Source organism: Actinoalloteichus hymeniacidonis, from assembly GCF_014203365.1.
GTDB classification, from domain to species: Bacteria; Actinomycetota; Actinomycetes; order Mycobacteriales; family Pseudonocardiaceae; genus Actinoalloteichus_A; species Actinoalloteichus_A hymeniacidonis.
Genome location: NZ_JACHIS010000001.1, coordinates 1,084,295 through 1,099,454 on the forward strand (window position 1 = coordinate 1,084,295; position 15,160 = coordinate 1,099,454).

Consider the following 15,160-nt stretch of genomic DNA (forward strand, 5'->3'; position numbering starts at 1 on the left):
TCAGCACGGTTAGCCGGATTCACGCTCCCGCGATCACCCGACGACGGGCAGGCTTGGTTCTAGTGCCGCTTGGAGACGAGCGCCCACCGGTCCCGATCGGTCCTCTCCCGGCGCTCGTCACCGGCGGCACCCGAGCAACGCCGCCCGATTGGCCTGGTGAGGGGTGAGGCCAATCGGGCGACGCCTTGCCGCTGTCCACGGGTGCGACCCGATACTCATCAGGCGGGCCGGTTACCGTGGTCTTGGCCATCGTTGAACTCGAAACGCTCCTTGCGCACCCGGTCGGTGATCGTCTGCTCCTCGGTCGTCGTCTCGGTCGTCAGCCGGACCCGTTCGACGGGCACCGTCCGACGCTCCACGACCGCGCGTTCCTCATGCAGGACCACCTCGCGCTGTTCCTCGTGAATCCGCAGGTCGGCACCGGCGGCGGCATCGCGATCGGCGGCGGTGATGGGTTCGGTCTCCATCCGGACCCGCTCGCGCTTGAGCGGCACCTTGATCTGCACCTCCTCGGTGACCACGTACTTGCGTAGCCACGCGCGGCCGGTCTCGACCTGTTCGGCGTGCACGCTGAGCTGCTCCTCGCAGCGGGTGATCGCCTCGCCTCGATCCGCCTGCCGGGTGCCCGGTGTCCCGCCCGACTGCGCGGAGCGTCGGGGTGGGCCGGGGGCGCCCGGGATCTCGTCGGTGGACGAGGTCGGCGTCGGGACCGACGACGCGTCCGCCGCCCGCTTCTCGGCCTCCAACATCTCGGGATAGGTGCTCGCCGCCCGTTGCTGACCTGCTCGTGCCTCGGCCGAGGTGTCCGGCCGCCGGGCGGTTCCCGCTAGCCCGGCCAGTCCGGCGGCCCCCGCCGCACCTTCCGCCGATCGGTTCTGCCCGAACCCGTCGGTCGACTCCACGTCGCCGCCGGACAGCGTCGAGGACCGGTCGGTGCTCAGGCTCTCGGTGCTCTGCCGCTGGCTGGGCAGGCCGTAGTAGTCGTAGAGCCTGCTCTCGTCCTCGATGGGCAGCTCGCCCTGATCCGGCGCCACCTGCGGGGCCTCGTGGACCTGCTCGCGGTTGTACCGGACCTCGACGTCGCCCTCATCGGTACGGCGCATGCCCGCCACGGGAACGAAGCTCTCGCGCATCCCGAACAGTCCGGTGTGCACGGAGATCCAGGATGGTTCTCCCGACGGCCCGTCCAGCCAGACCTGAGCGATCTTGCCGATCTTGATTCCGTCCGCACCGTAGACGGTGCGGCCGGGCAATCTCTTGATGTCCTGTATGCCACTGGTCATGTTCGCCACCTCCAGACGACTCCACTGATAGGAGTACCCATCCGGCCCAACGCGTCCGGAGAATCACCCGAACGGGTGGCTCGGAGACGGCGAGTCTGATCGGCTAGTCGGGCCGAGGTGAGGTATGGCGATTGCCTAGTGGGCGAAGTGCGGGGTCGGGACGCTGCTCCGCGTCGCGGCGGCGTTCCAACGGGCGGGCAGCTCGCCGTCCAGGCATTCCCGGTCGGTCTGCCTCGGCACCGACGGGGTCACCCGTACCGCGATGGAGCTCAGCGCATCCGAGAGTGCCTGGGCGAACTCGGGGGAGAACACCTGGCCTCGGCGGACGGCGACCACCGGTCGGCCTGCCGCGGTGTAGTTGATACACACCGGGGCGGAAAGATCGTCTTTGACTACGAAGAGTGGTGAGCTCATCTGCGACCCTCTTTCGTGCAGCTATGGTCCTCGATCGTGGTCGTCTTCGCCGCCTGGTTCTCGGGCGCCGTCGCGCCGAGCGCCGCTCGACACCCCGACGCGCATCGGCTCGACCGGCCGCCCGCGTCGGTGGGCGACGAGTGGTCGGAATCGGCGATGTCGCTGGCGGGACGTGGTTCGGCCCCCGGCGATGTCGAAGCGTCGCCAGCGCGGCCCGCCCGACGCTACGCGGGCCGTTGAAGCGAACTGCGCCTTTCACCCGAAGGTGGAAAACCGGCGCGTCGCAACCCGCGCAGGTCCACACTTCTTCGTCCTAAGGGATGAGTTGCGCTGCCGCCTGGGCCGCGATCAGCTACGCTGCGTGCCGAATTCCGCCCGGTATGCCGCCGTCGGTGGCACAGGTCTTCCGGCGCGATCGGAAAGCCGGGACCATCTGAAACGTGTCCACTTCGCGGCTCTCGGTGGCGACGGATCTGCTGCCTCGGTGGCGGGATCTGACGCTGCTGATCCAGCGTGCCGCCGATCGTCCTCGGTGGCAACGGGTCCTCGCGGTGATCATGTCGTTGTGGACTGCAGGCTGGATTCTCGGACAGATCGGCCCGCCGGAGACTCGACTCTCGCCGCTGGGCGTCCCCGGCGAGGTGCTGGCCTTCTTCGGGCTCGACGTCGCGCAGGCGGTGCAGACCGCAGGCGACTTCCTCGCCGAACCCGAGCGCCGAACCGTGTTGCTGCTCTGCGCCTGGGGCGCCGGGGTGCTCTGGGCGGCGACCACCGAACGCTCCCAGTTCCCGGCTCTGCTCGGCTGGTCCTCGGTGATGATCGCGGCGGAGGGACTCGGGTACCACGAGGCCGTCTACCGGGCGATTCTCGGCATGGTCGGCCTGATCGCGCTGCTCTTCCTCTGCTCCTTACCGCTGCGGCGGGTCCCGGTGTGCCGCCGGGCCAGGCTGCTGCCCCGCGACGTGCTCAGTACGGGATTCACCGCAGCTGCACTGTCGGCGGTGGTACCGCTGTTGGCAGTCGGGCTGCTCGTGACCCGGGTCTGCAGCCCCTACCTGACCCGGCCGCCGCAGATCCTCGGCCCGGTGCGGACGCCCATCCGCCCGGAGGAGTCGACGGTCGCGGCCCCATCCGCCGACCCGGAACCCACACCGGGCGGCGAACCCGATGCGCCCGGCGCCGCCGTCCGCGCCGACAGGCCCGCCCCCGAAGACGCATCCATCCCCGAAATCGCCATTCCGGACCAGCCGGGCGCCGATCACGATCGGCCGGCGGCGGCCCGGCCGCTGCGCCCAGCGGAATAGGCCGTGGCCCTCGGCGATGGATCGGTGTACCGGCGCACCGATTCGGGTACCCCCGACCCATGTCTGATTCGGCCCGAGAATCGGCCCGAGGAGCCCGACACCGGCGCACCAGGGCCGATTACGAACGTGGCCTGTACGACTACCACGATCCGACGGCGGGTGTCGGCGGCGCGGCACCGACCAGAAGCGCGCTGACCCTCCGGCTGTGGCTTGCGGGCTTCGGACTGGTGTTCTGCACCGTGGCCGCTGTGGTGTGCTTCCGGGCCGAACTGGTGGCCTTCGGCGTGGTACTCGTGGTGCTGGCCGTCATCGCCGCCGTGGATCTGATGTGGGTGGCACATCGCAAGCGACGCGGCGAGCCCGGCTGAGCCGCGTGCGAGAGCCGGATTGACCGAGCGCATCGAGACACATCGAGACCCTTCGCTCCGGTTCACCCCCGTGGTTCGCCAGGCGGAGGTCACGGAACGGTGACGGCTGAGTTGCCGCAGCAGGCGCACTGGGGTGCGCTGTTCGGCGTGGATCACAAGAAGATCGAAGACCAGACCGAATTCGACGTCATCGTGATCGGTGGCGGACCAGTCGGCGAGAACGTCGCCTCCCGCGCCGTCCAGGGTGGACTGCGGGCGGTGATCGTCGAGGCCGACCTGCTGGGCGGCGAATGCTCCTACTGGGCCTGCATGCCGAGCAAGGCACTGCTGCGGCCCGGCACCGCGCTCGCCGCCGCCCGGCGCGTCGCCGGGGCCAAGGAGGCGGTGACCGGCGAACTGGCTGCCGCCGAGGTGCTGGCCAGCCGGGACGCCATCGCCTCCGATTGGAAGGACGACGGGCAGGTGAGCTGGGCCGAGGGCGCCGGAATCACCGTGGTGCGCGGCACCGGCCGCATCGTCGGACCGCGCCTGGTGCAGGTGCGGGATGCCGACGGCGAACGGGAGATCCAGGCGACGCACGCGGTGGTGGTCTGTACCGGCAGCGCACCCAAGACCCCGCCGGTCGCCGGGATCGACCAGGTGCGGACCTGGACCTCGCGGGATGCGACCTCCGCCCGGTCGGTTCCCCGCAGGCTCGCCGTGCTCGGCGGCGGCCCGGTCGGCGTCGAGCTGGCCCAAGCCTGGGCGCGCCTCGGTTCCAAGGTCACCCTGATCAACAACGCGCCGCGACTGCTCGCCAACTTCGAGGGCTTCGCGGGTGATCTGGTGGCCGACGGCCTCCGGGAGGACGGCGTCGACGTCCTGCTGGACACCACCCTGGAACGGGTCTCGGCCGAGGGCGGCGGCATCGCGTTGCGGACTGCGGAGGGCGGTCGCATCAAGGTCGACGAACTGCTCGTGGCCACCGGCCGCAGCCCGGCCACCAACGAGATCGGCGTCGAGACCGTCGGACTGACCCCCGGGCAGCCGTTGCAGGTCGACGATTCCGGGCAGGTCACCGGCGTCGACGGCGGCTGGTTGTACGCGGCGGGCGACGTGACCGGCCGGGCACCACTCACCCACCAGGGCAAGTACGCCGCTCGGGTGGTCGGCGACGTCATCGCCGGCCGGGCGGCCGGTTCTGCGGAGGCCCGCGAGGCGTCGCCGTGGAGCCGCTTCGCCGCGACCGCGGACCACACCGCCGTTCCGCAGGTGGTCTTCACCGACCCGGAGGTCGCCGCGGTCGGCTACACCTCGGCATCGGCCCGCAAGGCGGGATTGAACGTCCGGGTCGTCGAGTTGGACATCGCCGTCGCGGGTTCGACGCTGCACGCAGGCGGATACCGAGGCCGAACCACGATGATCGTCGACGAGGACCGTCGCGTCCTGGTGGGCGTCACCTTCGCCGGTTACGACGTGGCGGAGTTGTTGCACGCCGCGACCATCGCCATCGTCGGCGAGGTGCCGATCGATCGGCTGTGGCACGCGGTGCCCGCATACCCCACGATCAGCGAGATCTGGCTGCGGTTGCTGGAGGAATACGGGCTCTGAGAACGTCAGCCCTCGGTGAGGATGAGGCCGGTCTCGGCGAGTTCGACCAGTTCCGTGTCGTCCGGCGCCGACGGTTCGTCGAGCCAGACCGCCTGCGCGATCCGCAGCCGGGCACCATCCCTGGCGGTGACGAACGCGGCGTTGTCGAACGACTCGGGTCCGCCCTGCCAGCCCTGCCCGTCCCGCACGAGGTCGCTGACGGCTCCACGTCCCGCGCCGTTGACGAGTTCGTCGAAGTCCGCAGCGGCGGACTCGTCGGGGAACACGAGCACCGAGGCTGCGATCGCCGCCTCGGGCGTCTCAGCCTGATAGAGCCCCCGAGTCAGCTCCGTGCACGGATTCTCGGCCAGCCAGACCGCAGCGTCCCCATAGGAGTGTTCGGCACAGTCCTCGGTGGTGTCCGAGCCTCGGACGATGAAATCGATGCCGTCCGCGCTGACGACCTCGGTGTGCTCCGGCTCGGTATCAGAGCTCGCGCCCCGACTGGAGTCCACCACCAGCACGGTCATCACACCGAGGACGACGGCGGCGATGACCGCGGCTAGCACGAGTTGGCCGCGCACCCCGCGAGAACCCGTCGGCGCCGGGCGGACGGTGTTCGGTCGGCCCGCCGGAGCGACCGGGCCTGCCTGCGCCGCCGGAGCGGCCTGCGGCGTGACACCGGGACCGCCCGCGCCACGGTGTTCCAGCGCAGCCACCGGTGCCGCCTCCGTCACGACCACGCCCGATGCGGTGGGCGCGGCGCCGAGCCCGATGTGTTGGGGCAACGCCACGGTGGGGGCGTCGCCTGCCTCCGCGACGAACCCCTCGGCCAACAGTTCCGTCTCGCCGAGAGCCTCCGGCGCCAGCTTCTCCTGACCGGGGAACAGCGCCGTCAACAACTGCCGAACCTGGTCGATCCGCAACGGTGTCGGAGCCTGGGTGGACGCGCGCAACGCGCCCAGCATCGACGGCGGCGACGGATGCAGGGCACGGAAACCTCGGGCGACGTCCTCCTCGGGCTGCAGCACCTGCTCCACATAGGGACCGATCGCGATCACCGTGGTCAGCGGGGCGTTCTGCGCGCCGACGATGTAGGAGCGTTCGCGAACCGCCTTGGCCAACTCGACCGCGTCGGCGGCGGGATTGGGGCTCTCGTCGTTGCGGGTCAGCAACCAGCCGTCCACCCGCCACCGCCTGCCCAGCGGCGCGTCCAGTTTCAGTGCGGGATCGGGGAGATCGACGCCGACCACCAGGGTCAACCCCGATGGCCGAATGATCACCGCGTCCACCGATCGGTGCGCCCCGGTCGGGGTACCGCCGAGAACCGCCACTCCGCCGACGAGCGCATTGCCCTTACCCCAGGAGGAAAGGGTTGCCCGGATGTCGACACTGATCACCGATGGGTCTGCACCGAGCCGAATCAGCCGCACTGGCCACCTCCCACGATGTACATGACCTGGCCCCGACCGATCTGCTTGGGGGTGTGAGGTATCACGGTAGCCCCAGTCCCGACGGCCCTCACTCTACTCACCGGTAAACACCGGTTCGTGCGTAATAGAACACGTTTGGATCATGGAACTCGTCGTGGTGATCGCGTCTTCGGCTGGCGAAGATCGGCACGATCGGTGCAGAATGACGCTATTGATTGATCGGGCAACCGATCCATTCGGGTTGATCAATGGAGACGGTCCGCGTTGTCGCCGTTGCTTGCGAGGTCGTAGGGGAAGACGCCCATCGTCGAGTAACGGAGGTCAGCAGTGAGCACCGATGGCAGCACCAGCGGCGTCGTCTACGTCCACTCGTCGCCTTCCGCAGTCTGCCCGCACGTCGAATGGGCGATCTCGGCGGCGGTGGGTACCAGGGTCGGTCTCCAATGGACGGCCCAGCCGATTGCGGCCGGTCAACTGCGCGCCGAATGCAACTGGTCGGGCGAGGCGGGTACCGCGATCCGGCTGGTCTCCGAGCTGCGTGCCTGGCCGATGATCCGCTTCGAGGTCACCGAGGCTCCAAGCCACGGCGTGGATGGCGAACGGTTCTGTCACGTTCCGGGCCTCGGTCTCTGGCGGGCCAGGACCAGCGCCAACGGCGACATCGTCGTCAACGAGAACCAGCTCCGGTCACTGCTCGCCGCCGATATCGGCCGCGAGACGGTGGCGCATCGGCTCGGCGAGTTGTTGGGCGAGGCTTGGGACGAGGCACTCGAACCCTTTCGCCTCGCAGGCGACGGCGCTCCGGTCACCTGGCTGCATCAGGTCGGCTGATCCGCACCGTTTCGGCGCAAGATCGAAAGGAGCCCCGGATTGTCGGCAGGCGTCGGCTGCGGGAAAGCGATCATTCGTCACGGATGCAGTGCCCGCGATTCTGCCCGAAATTACCTTCCGGGCCGGAGAAATCCGAAAGGGTCGACATAGTCGACCCAACGCGGTCGGACTGTGATGAGAAGGCCCGAGGCGCACCGCACGATCGGGCGAAGACCGGCAAGCGAGTGTGCCATTCTTGGTGAGTGCGGACCGACAGTGCAGATTCCGGGCAGGACCGGGAACCGAACTGGCTACCGAAGGCCTGGTTCGCGCTCGGCGTCATCGGCGTCCTGGGTCTCGCCGTGATCGCCGGGCTGTTGATGGCTCGCAGCAATACCGGGATGGACGTGGTGGCTGGTCAGCGGGTCGAGCTCCCGGAACCGGCGAACCGACCTCGCCAGGGCGACCCGGTGGAACCGACTCTGTCGCCAGATGTGCTCGCCCACCCCGATCAGGACGCCATCCGGGTGCTGGTCGACACCCATTTCGAGTCGATCAACCAGCTCAACTACGAGCTGTGGGGGACCACGGTGGCGGCGCACCGCGTGGAGGCGCTGCCCGAACAGGACTGGTTGGAGAGCTACCGCTCGACGACCGACGGCAACGTGATCATCCACCGCATCGACCCGGGTCCGGAGGACTCGCTGCGGATGGTGCTGAGTTTCGTCAGCCTTCAGGACCCACAGGACGCGCCGCCCGAGGTTCCCTCGGACTGTGTGTACTGGCGAGTGGTCTATCCGCTGACGATGGAGGACGGCAAACTCAAGATCGATAGCGGTTTGCCGAACAGCTCCATTCCCAGCCCCTGCGAACAGGACTGAGGGCCGCAGGCCGGACCGCCCCGACCTGGACTTGAGTTACCAGGCAGCACGCCTCGATCAGACTGCGAGGATCAGGCGGGCACCAGAGGTGCCACCGCCCGATCACCGCAGCACAGGCCTGCACCTGATCGGTGGATATCCGCCCACCGCGAGGCCGCCGCAGGGCGCAGGCAGCACGCGCTGCGGCGCGCGTCCCGACGTCGAAGAGCAGCGTCCGTCGGGTACGGGCCCAGGTGTTACAGGCTGGGGCTCTCGCTGGTGAAGGCGAGCGCGACGTTGTGACCGCCGAATCCGAAGGCGTCGTTCAACGCCACCGAGAAGTTGCCCTTGCGAGGCGCGTCGGCGACGACGTCCAACTCCACCGCCGGATCCAGCTTCTCGAGGTTCTGCGTGTGCGGCACCACTCCGTGGTACAGCGACAGCAGCGCGATGATCGATTCGACCGCGCCCGCAGCCCCGAGCAGATGGCCCATGGCCGACTTGGGAGCGTTGACGACCGGGTGGTCCCCGATGGACAACCGAATCGAGGCCGCCTCCGCCACGTCACCGACCGGGGTCGAGGTCGCGTGTGCGTTGACGTGATCGACGTCGGATGCCGACAGCCCCGCCGACCGGAGCGCCTTGCGGATCGCCGTGGCCTGACCTCGGCCACTGGGTTCCGGGGCGGTGATGTGGTGTGCGTCGGCACTGGTGCCCACGCCGGCGAGCCTGCCGTAGATCCGTGCCCCTCGAGCCGCCGCGTACTCGGCCCGCTCCAGCACCATGATCCCGGCGCCCTCACCGAGGACGAATCCGTCCCGATCGGTGTCGAACGGCCGCGAGGCGCGTTCCGGCTCGTCGTTGCGGGTGGACAACGCACGCATCTGTGCGAAGCCTGCGACCGGCAGCGAGTGGATCACCGCTTCGGCGCCACCCGCCACCACCACGTCGACCTCGCCCGCCTTGAGCATCCGCCAGCCCCAGGCGAGTGCCTCGGCGCCGGAGGCACAGGCCGAGACCGGCGCGTGCACGCCGCCCTGCGAACCGAGCTCCAGACCGACGACGGCCGCCGGGCCGTTGGGCATCAGCATGGGGATGGTCAGTGGTGAGACCTTGCGGAGGCCCTTCTGCTCGAGCAGGTCGTCCTGATCGAGCAGCGTGATCGCACCGCCGATACCGGTACCGACGACGACGGCCAGCCGTTCCGGGTCGACCTCGGGGGTTCCGGCATCCGCCCAGGCTTCCCTGGCCGCGATGATCGAGACCTGTTCGCAGCGATCCAGCCTGCGGGCCTGGACCCGGGGGAGCACCTCGGTGGGCTCCACCGCGAGAGAGGCGGCGATGCGGGCGGGCAGCTCGTACTTCTCCGGCCAGTCCGCGTCGATGGACCGGACACCGTTGCGTCCGGCGAGCATTGCGTCCCAGGTGGACGCGACGTCACCGCCGAGCGGTGTCGTCGCGCCGAGCCCGGTGACGACTACGTCGTGTTCGGTCACTTGTTGTCGTCGATGTACTTCACCGCGTCGCCCACGGTCTTGAGGTTGGCCAGCTCGTCGTCAGGGATCTTGACGCCGAACTTGTCCTCGGCCTGGACGGCGATCTCCACCATCGACAGCGAGTCGATGTCGAGGTCGTCGATGAAGGACTTGTCCGGGGTGACCTCGGCTGCCTCGACACCCGCGACCTCTTCGACGATCGCGGCGAGACCCTCGGCGACATCGACTGTTTCGTTGTTCGAGGCGGTCTTCTCGTTGTTCGACACAGCTTTCCCTTTCCTCTGCACTTAATCCGGTCGACCTGGTCGGTCGGCCCGGAAGACGACGAATGCAGCCCAACGCGCGAGAAGCGCGCCGGAGGTGCACACCACGGGTCCTCACCTCTCGGTGAGAACCGAGCTCCTGACGTGCGGTAACCCGATCAAGGGCACACCACCACCTGTCCCGCGTACGACAGTCCTGCACCGAAACCGATCAGCAGGAGCACGTCGCCGTGCGAGATCTCCCCGGCGGAGCGCATGTGATCAAGCGCGATCGGGATGGATCCGGCCGAGGTGTTGCCGGTGTGCACGATGTCCCTGGCGACCACCATGTCCTCGCGCGCGCCCTTGGAGCGGAGCCGCTTGGCGATCGACTCGACGATGCGCAGGTTCGCCTGATGCGGGATCAGCGCATCGATATCGGACAGCTGTAGGCCCGCAGCCTGCACCGCCTGTTCGGCGACCGGCGCGATCTGGGTGGTTGCCCAGCGGAAGACGGACTGGCCCTCCTGGTAGATGTAGCGGTTGTCGCGGAGGTGGATGGTCTGCGCGAGATCGCCCGCGCTGCCCCAGGCCACCGGCCCGATGCCGGGCTCGTCGGCCGGTCCCACCACGGCCGCGCCCGCACCGTCGGCGAAGATGATCGCGTTCGCCCGGTCGGTCCAGTCGACCCAGTCGGTGAAGCGTTCCCCGCCGACCACCAGCACCCGCTTGGCCGAACCGCCTCGGATCAGGTCGGACGCGGTCCCCAGGGCGTAACTGAATCCGGCGCAGGCCGCGTTGAGGTCGAAGGCAGCGCCCGCGTTGATCCCGATCGCGGCGGCGGTCTGTGCCGCGGCGTTGGGGATCGGACCGGGCATCGTGCAGGTCGCGAAGACCAGAGCGTCGATCTCGGCGGCTGCTAACCCCGAATCGGCGACCGCCTTGGCGCCTGCCTCGATGCCCATGCTCACCAACGACTGCTCCGGATCGGCCAGCCGCCGACTCACGATGCCGACCCGCTCCCGGATCCACTCGTCGCTGGTGTCGATCGTCTCGGCGAGATCGTGGTTGGTGACCACCCGATTTCCCAGCGCGCTCCCGAGGCCGAGGATTCTGGTGTTCTCCGGGCCGGTGCGCAGCGTGAGACGGGGCCGTTGGGCGCTCATCGAGTGGTCTCCGAGGTGTCGGCGGGGGTGGTGCGGGCCGCGTCGGAGGTTACCGACTCCGCGCTGCCGGGATTACCGTCGGTTGCCGCGCCATCCTGCGCCGCGACCAACGTGAGCACCTTGCCGAAACTGGCAGGCGTCTTCAACGGGACGGCGGTCACACCGGTCATCCCGCGCTTGACCAGACCGGCCAGCGCACCGGCGGGCGGCAGTTCGATGGCGCCGGTGATGCCCCGATCGGCGAGCGTGGTCATACAGACATCCCAGCGAACCGGGAGGGTGACCTGCGCGACGAGCCTGCGCAGCACCTCGGCGCCCGAGGTCACCACCGCGCCGTCGAGATTGGACAGCAGCGGGCGTACCGGGTCGGATACCGACACGCTCTCGGCGTGCTTGCGCAGTGCTTCCTCGGCGGTGGCCATGAAGCGGGTGTGGAAGGCGCCTGCGACCGACAGCGGGCGAATCCTGGCTTCGGCGGGCGGGTTCGCGTCGAGCTCGGCCAGCGCCGCGATCGGGCCTGCGGCGACGATCTGACCGGCGCCGTTGCGGTTCGCGGCGTCGAGACCGAGCTCGTCGAGCCTGGCCAGTACCTCCTCGGAATCGCCGCCGAGCACGGCGGTCATCCCGGTCTCCTCGAAGGCGCAGGCGGCGGCCATCTCCCGCCCTCGGACGGCCGCGAGCCGGACCGCGTCGAGCGGACTGAACACCCCGGCCAGGGCGGCGGCGGCGAGTTCGCCGACGGAGTGCCCTGCGACGGGGGTATCGGCGGGGAGGTCGACCTGGCGGCGCAGCTCCTCGGCGGCCAACAGGGTCAGGGCGACGACCAGCGGCTGGGTGACCGAGGTGTCCTTGATCTCGTCTGCGTCGGCCTCGGTGCCGAGCCGCACGAGGTCCAGGCCCGTCGCCTCGGACCACTCGGCGAGCCGTTCACCGGCTCCCTCGGTCTCCAACCACGGGGCGAGCATGCCTGGTGCCTGGGAGCCCTGTCCGGGTGCGAGCAGTGCGATCACTCGTTCACTGAACACGTCCAGCGGGACGGTCTGTGATGCTGTGGCTGACGAAGTCCCAGCCGCTTCGTTGTGGGTTTCCTACAAGCGCGTTCGGTTCACTTCGAGATGCAGGCACGGATCCTTGTCGCTGATCACGAGGGTGTGTCCTCGGGAACCCGCCGGGTTCGTCGCCCATCGATGACGGCGTGTGCCCGCCGATCGGTGCGGACGCCCTGCTACCAGAGGCCCCTGGCCTGGGCGAGCCTGCCGACTTTGAGCGCCACCTGTAGGACGAGCGCATCGCGTGGCTGCGTGGGGTTGTAGCCGGTCAACTCGGCCACCCTGCGCAGTCGATACCGGACGGTGTTGGGGTGGACGAACAGCGTCTTCGCACAGGTCTCCAGTACGCCGCCCACCTCGAGGTAGGCCTGGACCGTCTCCAGGAGCCCGCCACTGGAGTCGGCCAGTGGCAGCATCACCTGTTCGACGAGCAGCCGTTCGGTGCCCGGATCGCCCGCCAGCGCCCGCTCCGGCAGCAGTTCGGCCGAGCGCACCGGCCGGGGCGCCGCAGGCCAGGCCACCACGGCACGCAGGCCGGAGAGGGCGTCCTCGGCGGAGCGGTGCGCATCGGCGAGGCTCTCCACGGTGGCGCCTGCCACGACGGGACCGTCACCGAAGCCCTCGGAGATCTTCGACAGCACGTCGCGTTCCTCCGCCGGGTCGACGGCGCCGCCGAGCACCACCACGAGCCGCGATCCGTGGACTCCGAGCAGAACGGGTCGGGAGACCCGGGCCGCGCGGCTGCGCACCTCGTACAGCACCGCGGGCGGGTCGGTGGAGGGCGGATTGCCGACCAACACGGTCGCGGGGACCGGTTGATCCCAACCGAGGGCCGATGCCCGGGACAACAGGGATTCCTCGGCATCACCGCGCACCACGCCGTCGACGATCAGTGATTCCAACCGGGCATCCCAGGCGCCTCTGGCCTCGGCGGCCGCCGCATAGGAGGTGGCGGCGGCGAAGGCGATCTCCCGACCGAAGCGCAGGATGCCGTCGGTGAGGGCGGCGCGTTCCTTCTCATCGGCGGCGAGTTCGGGGAGCCGCTGCTCGAAGACGTCGATGGCGATGCGGACCAGCTCGACGGTCTGTCGCAGGCTCATCCAGCGGGACAGATCCCGAGGCGCCGCACGCAGGAAACCCTCGGCGGTCAACCGAGGACCGGTCTGTGAGTCGCTCAACCAGACGATGAAGTTCGCGACGCCCGCTTGGACGATCAGCAGGATGCTGGCGCGTTGATCGGCGGGCAACCTGCGGAACCAGGGCAGCAGGTCCTGCATGGACGTGATGCTCGCGGTCGCCAGTCCACCGGAGGCGTATTCGAGCCTGCGCAGGGTCTGTACGGACAGCCGATCCCCGGCCTGTCCTGCTTCGATGGCCTCGCCCATGACCGCCAGAATCGCATGGGGGCCGATGCCCGACCGTGGCGGGCATACTCTGACCGTGGCCGAATACCGGGATGCGACACCGCTGGCCGTCGTGGGCGATCCGGTCGGTCTGCGTGACTGGGAGCCTGCCGACATCGCACCGCTGCGCGACTACCTCCGGCCGGATCGGCCCTGGTACGACACGAACGGGCCGTACTTCGGGCGGCCGACTGCGGCGGAGATCGCGGCCAGGATCGGGCGTATCGAGTCGATCGCAGGCCTGTCTGCCGAAGAGCGGGAGGTGCCCCGACGCTCGGTCGCGGTGGTCGAGACCGGCTCGGACCGGCTGGTGGGCGAGGTCAGTTGGTACTGGGAGTCGGAGCCGACCGACTGGCGTCGAATGGGCGTGGTGATCTACGACGAGAGCGTGTGGGGCCGTGGTTATGGCACCGAGGCGCTCCGGTTGTGGACCGATCTGCTGTTCTCGATCACCGATGCGCTGCGACTGGATTTCGCCACTTATTCGGGTAATCCGGGAATGCTGGCGGTCGGAACTCGGCTCGGCTTCACCGAAGAGGCCCGATTTCGTCGGGCGCGACGTTGGTCGGGCGGAGTGCACGATTCTGTGGTATTCGGCATCCTCCGCGAGGAATGGGAGTCGGTGAACTCGAACAACAAGATCGGCTAGGAGTTCTGCCCGGGTATAAGTCCGCTCTGGACCCCGTTTCTGAGCGCATCGCGATGTGATGTCTGGTCGTTGGTGGCCGGCTGATCTGCTGGTCTACGCGCTGGCAGGGCGTCTGTAGGCAGGACAGTGAAGGACTTTCACAAGCATTTCCCCCGTTCGTGCTGCGTGGCGTTGGCGACTAATGGTGGTCCGCCGGGAAACGATCCTCCGAGACGGAAGAACACAAATCGCTCGACGAGGAGGAAGCGGTGGGCCAGAACATACGTAACGGGCTCGGGGAAGCCTGGTCCATGATCGCCACGTTCGTGCCAAAACTCATCGGTTTCCTCATCATCCTGCTGATCGGCTGGTTGATCGCCAAGGGGGTGTCCAAGGCGCTCGGCCTGCTGTTGCATCGCAGGGGATTCCACCGCTTCGTCGAGAAGACCGGCCTCTCCGACATGCTCAACAGATCGAAGGTCGATCTCGGCGAGATCCTGCTGAAGATCATCTACTACTTCATCCTGCTGATCACCTTGCAGATCGCCTTCAGCATGTTCGGCTCCGGCAACGCCATCAGCCAGCTGCTGCACTCGGTCATCGTCTACATCCCGCGTGTCGTGGTGGCACTCATCCTGGTGCTGATCGCGGCCTCCATCGGTCGGGTCGTGCGGGACCTGATCCGCTCGGCACTGGCGGGCCGGTCCTACGGACACCTGCTCGGCACCCTGGCCTTCGCCTTCCTGATCGGTCTCGGTGTCATCGCCGCCCTGAACCAGCTGGGCATCGCGATCACCGTCACGCTGCCGGTACTGATCACGGTCCTCGCGACCATCGGCGGCATCCTGGTGGTCGGGCTCGGCGGCGGCCTGATCCGGCCCGCTCAGCAGCGCTGGTCCACCTGGCTGGAGCACTTCGAGAGCGAGCGTTCCACCGGTAGCCGAGGCTCCGGCGCCGGACAGCACACCGGTGGTTCCTCGGCGGCGGGCGGTGCCGGCGGTCGGACCCGTCGCACGCCCGGTGAGTCCGACCCGTTCGACCCGCCGCAGCCCACCTGACCTGGCCCGATCCCGTATCTCCTCACGCGCGTCGGCGACCCGGCGACGTTCCGACCTCTGCTCATCCGAGATGGGAG

General features: G+C 68.9%; 16 protein-coding genes. 8 read left to right on the plus strand and 8 right to left on the minus strand.

From position 1 onward, the window contains the following. Nucleotides 1-218: 218 nt before the first annotated feature. Nucleotides 219-1,283 (minus strand): DUF2382 domain-containing protein, encoded by a 1,065-nt coding sequence (locus tag BKA25_RS04970; protein ID WP_069854014.1) that lies wholly within the window; start codon nt 1,281-1,283, stop codon nt 219-221. A 135-nt stretch (nt 1,284-1,418) separates the two neighbouring features. Further along, nucleotides 1,419-1,697, minus strand: a complete 279-nt coding sequence (locus BKA25_RS04975; protein WP_157421242.1) for a hypothetical protein — start codon at nt 1,695-1,697, stop codon at nt 1,419-1,421. Between the two features lie 36 nt (nt 1,698-1,733). On the opposite strand from BKA25_RS04975, the gene BKA25_RS04980 reads away from it, so the two are divergent. From BKA25_RS04980 to BKA25_RS04995, 4 genes are all read left to right on the plus strand, one after another. After that, the gene (locus BKA25_RS04980) at nt 1,734-1,937 is read left to right on the plus strand and encodes a hypothetical protein (RefSeq protein WP_157421241.1); all 204 of its coding nucleotides are present in this window, start codon (nt 1,734-1,736) and stop codon (nt 1,935-1,937) included. Between the two features lie 200 nt (nt 1,938-2,137). Next, on the plus strand, nt 2,138-3,001 hold the full coding sequence (locus tag BKA25_RS04985; protein WP_069851747.1) for a hypothetical protein: 864 nt from the start codon (nt 2,138-2,140) through the stop codon (nt 2,999-3,001). Nucleotides 3,002-3,060: 59 nt separating this feature from the next. Further along, nucleotides 3,061-3,369, plus strand: a complete 309-nt coding sequence (locus BKA25_RS04990; protein ID WP_069851746.1) for a DUF6343 family protein — start codon at nt 3,061-3,063, stop codon at nt 3,367-3,369. 162 nt (nt 3,370-3,531) lie between these two features. Further along, nucleotides 3,532-4,959 carry a dihydrolipoyl dehydrogenase family protein gene (locus BKA25_RS04995; protein ID WP_069854013.1) on the plus strand — a complete coding sequence of 476 codons (1,428 nt, stop codon included), beginning with the start codon at nt 3,532-3,534 and terminating at the stop codon, nt 4,957-4,959. 5 nt (nt 4,960-4,964) lie between these two features. Here BKA25_RS04995 and BKA25_RS05000 read toward each other — a convergent pair whose 3' ends face one another. Next, nucleotides 4,965-6,371 carry a hypothetical protein gene (locus BKA25_RS05000; RefSeq protein WP_069851744.1) on the minus strand — a complete coding sequence of 469 codons (1,407 nt, stop codon included), beginning with the start codon at nt 6,369-6,371 and terminating at the stop codon, nt 4,965-4,967. Nucleotides 6,372-6,698: 327 nt separating this feature from the next. On the opposite strand from BKA25_RS05000, the gene BKA25_RS05005 reads away from it, so the two are divergent. Both BKA25_RS05005 and BKA25_RS05010 read left to right on the plus strand, forming a co-directional pair. Beyond that, a complete protein-coding gene (locus BKA25_RS05005) occupies nt 6,699-7,202 on the plus strand; it encodes a DUF3145 domain-containing protein (protein WP_069851742.1) in 504 nt (167 codons plus the stop codon). Between the two features lie 242 nt (nt 7,203-7,444). Next, complete coding sequence (locus tag BKA25_RS05010) at nt 7,445-8,062, plus strand: hypothetical protein (RefSeq protein ID WP_069851741.1); 618 nt, start codon at nt 7,445-7,447, stop codon at nt 8,060-8,062. Between the two features lie 236 nt (nt 8,063-8,298). On the opposite strand, the gene BKA25_RS05015 is transcribed toward BKA25_RS05010, so the two are convergent. The 5 genes from BKA25_RS05015 to BKA25_RS05035 all read right to left on the minus strand — a co-directional run bounded on the left by BKA25_RS05015 (nt 8,299) and on the right by BKA25_RS05035 (nt 13,379). Beyond that, nucleotides 8,299-9,537, minus strand: a complete 1,239-nt coding sequence (locus BKA25_RS05015; RefSeq protein WP_069851739.1) for a beta-ketoacyl-[acyl-carrier-protein] synthase family protein — start codon at nt 9,535-9,537, stop codon at nt 8,299-8,301. Next, nucleotides 9,534-9,803 (minus strand): acyl carrier protein, encoded by a 270-nt coding sequence (locus BKA25_RS05020; RefSeq protein WP_069851738.1) that lies wholly within the window; start codon nt 9,801-9,803, stop codon nt 9,534-9,536. Before BKA25_RS05020 ends, BKA25_RS05015 begins: the two co-directional genes overlap by 4 nt. A 155-nt stretch (nt 9,804-9,958) precedes the next feature. Then, nucleotides 9,959-10,945, minus strand: a complete 987-nt coding sequence (locus tag BKA25_RS05025; RefSeq protein ID WP_069851736.1) for a beta-ketoacyl-ACP synthase III — start codon at nt 10,943-10,945, stop codon at nt 9,959-9,961. Next, nucleotides 10,942-11,970 carry an ACP S-malonyltransferase gene (locus tag BKA25_RS05030; RefSeq protein WP_269466148.1) on the minus strand — a complete coding sequence of 343 codons (1,029 nt, stop codon included), beginning with the start codon at nt 11,968-11,970 and terminating at the stop codon, nt 10,942-10,944. Before BKA25_RS05030 ends, BKA25_RS05025 begins: the two co-directional genes overlap by 4 nt. Before the next feature lie 200 nt (nt 11,971-12,170). After that, nucleotides 12,171-13,379, minus strand: coding sequence for a PucR family transcriptional regulator (locus tag BKA25_RS05035; RefSeq protein ID WP_069851734.1), 1,209 nt, complete (start codon nt 13,377-13,379; stop codon nt 12,171-12,173). Between the two features lie 55 nt (nt 13,380-13,434). Between BKA25_RS05035 and BKA25_RS05040 the strand changes: the two genes are divergently transcribed. Beyond that, the gene (locus BKA25_RS05040) at nt 13,435-14,046 is read left to right on the plus strand and encodes a GNAT family N-acetyltransferase (protein ID WP_184285076.1); all 612 of its coding nucleotides are present in this window, start codon (nt 13,435-13,437) and stop codon (nt 14,044-14,046) included. A gap of 248 nt (nt 14,047-14,294) precedes the next feature. After that, a complete protein-coding gene (locus BKA25_RS28275; RefSeq protein WP_157421240.1) occupies nt 14,295-15,083 on the plus strand; it encodes a mechanosensitive ion channel family protein in 789 nt (262 codons plus the stop codon). Nucleotides 15,084-15,160 lie beyond the last annotated feature (77 nt).

Coding starts and splice junctions, on each gene's coding strand:
- BKA25_RS04990 (WP_069851746.1), top strand. CDS start 3,061: ATGTCTGATTCGGCCCGAGAATCGGCCCGAGGAGCCCGACACCGGCGC.
- BKA25_RS05035 (WP_069851734.1), bottom strand. CDS start 13,379: ATGGGCGAGGCCATCGAAGCAGGACAGGCCGGGGATCGGCTGTCCGTA.
- BKA25_RS04970 (WP_069854014.1), bottom strand. CDS start 1,283: ATGACCAGTGGCATACAGGACATCAAGAGATTGCCCGGCCGCACCGTC.
- BKA25_RS04975 (WP_157421242.1), bottom strand. CDS start 1,697: ATGAGCTCACCACTCTTCGTAGTCAAAGACGATCTTTCCGCCCCGGTG.
- BKA25_RS05025 (WP_069851736.1), bottom strand. CDS start 10,945: ATGAGCGCCCAACGGCCCCGTCTCACGCTGCGCACCGGCCCGGAGAAC.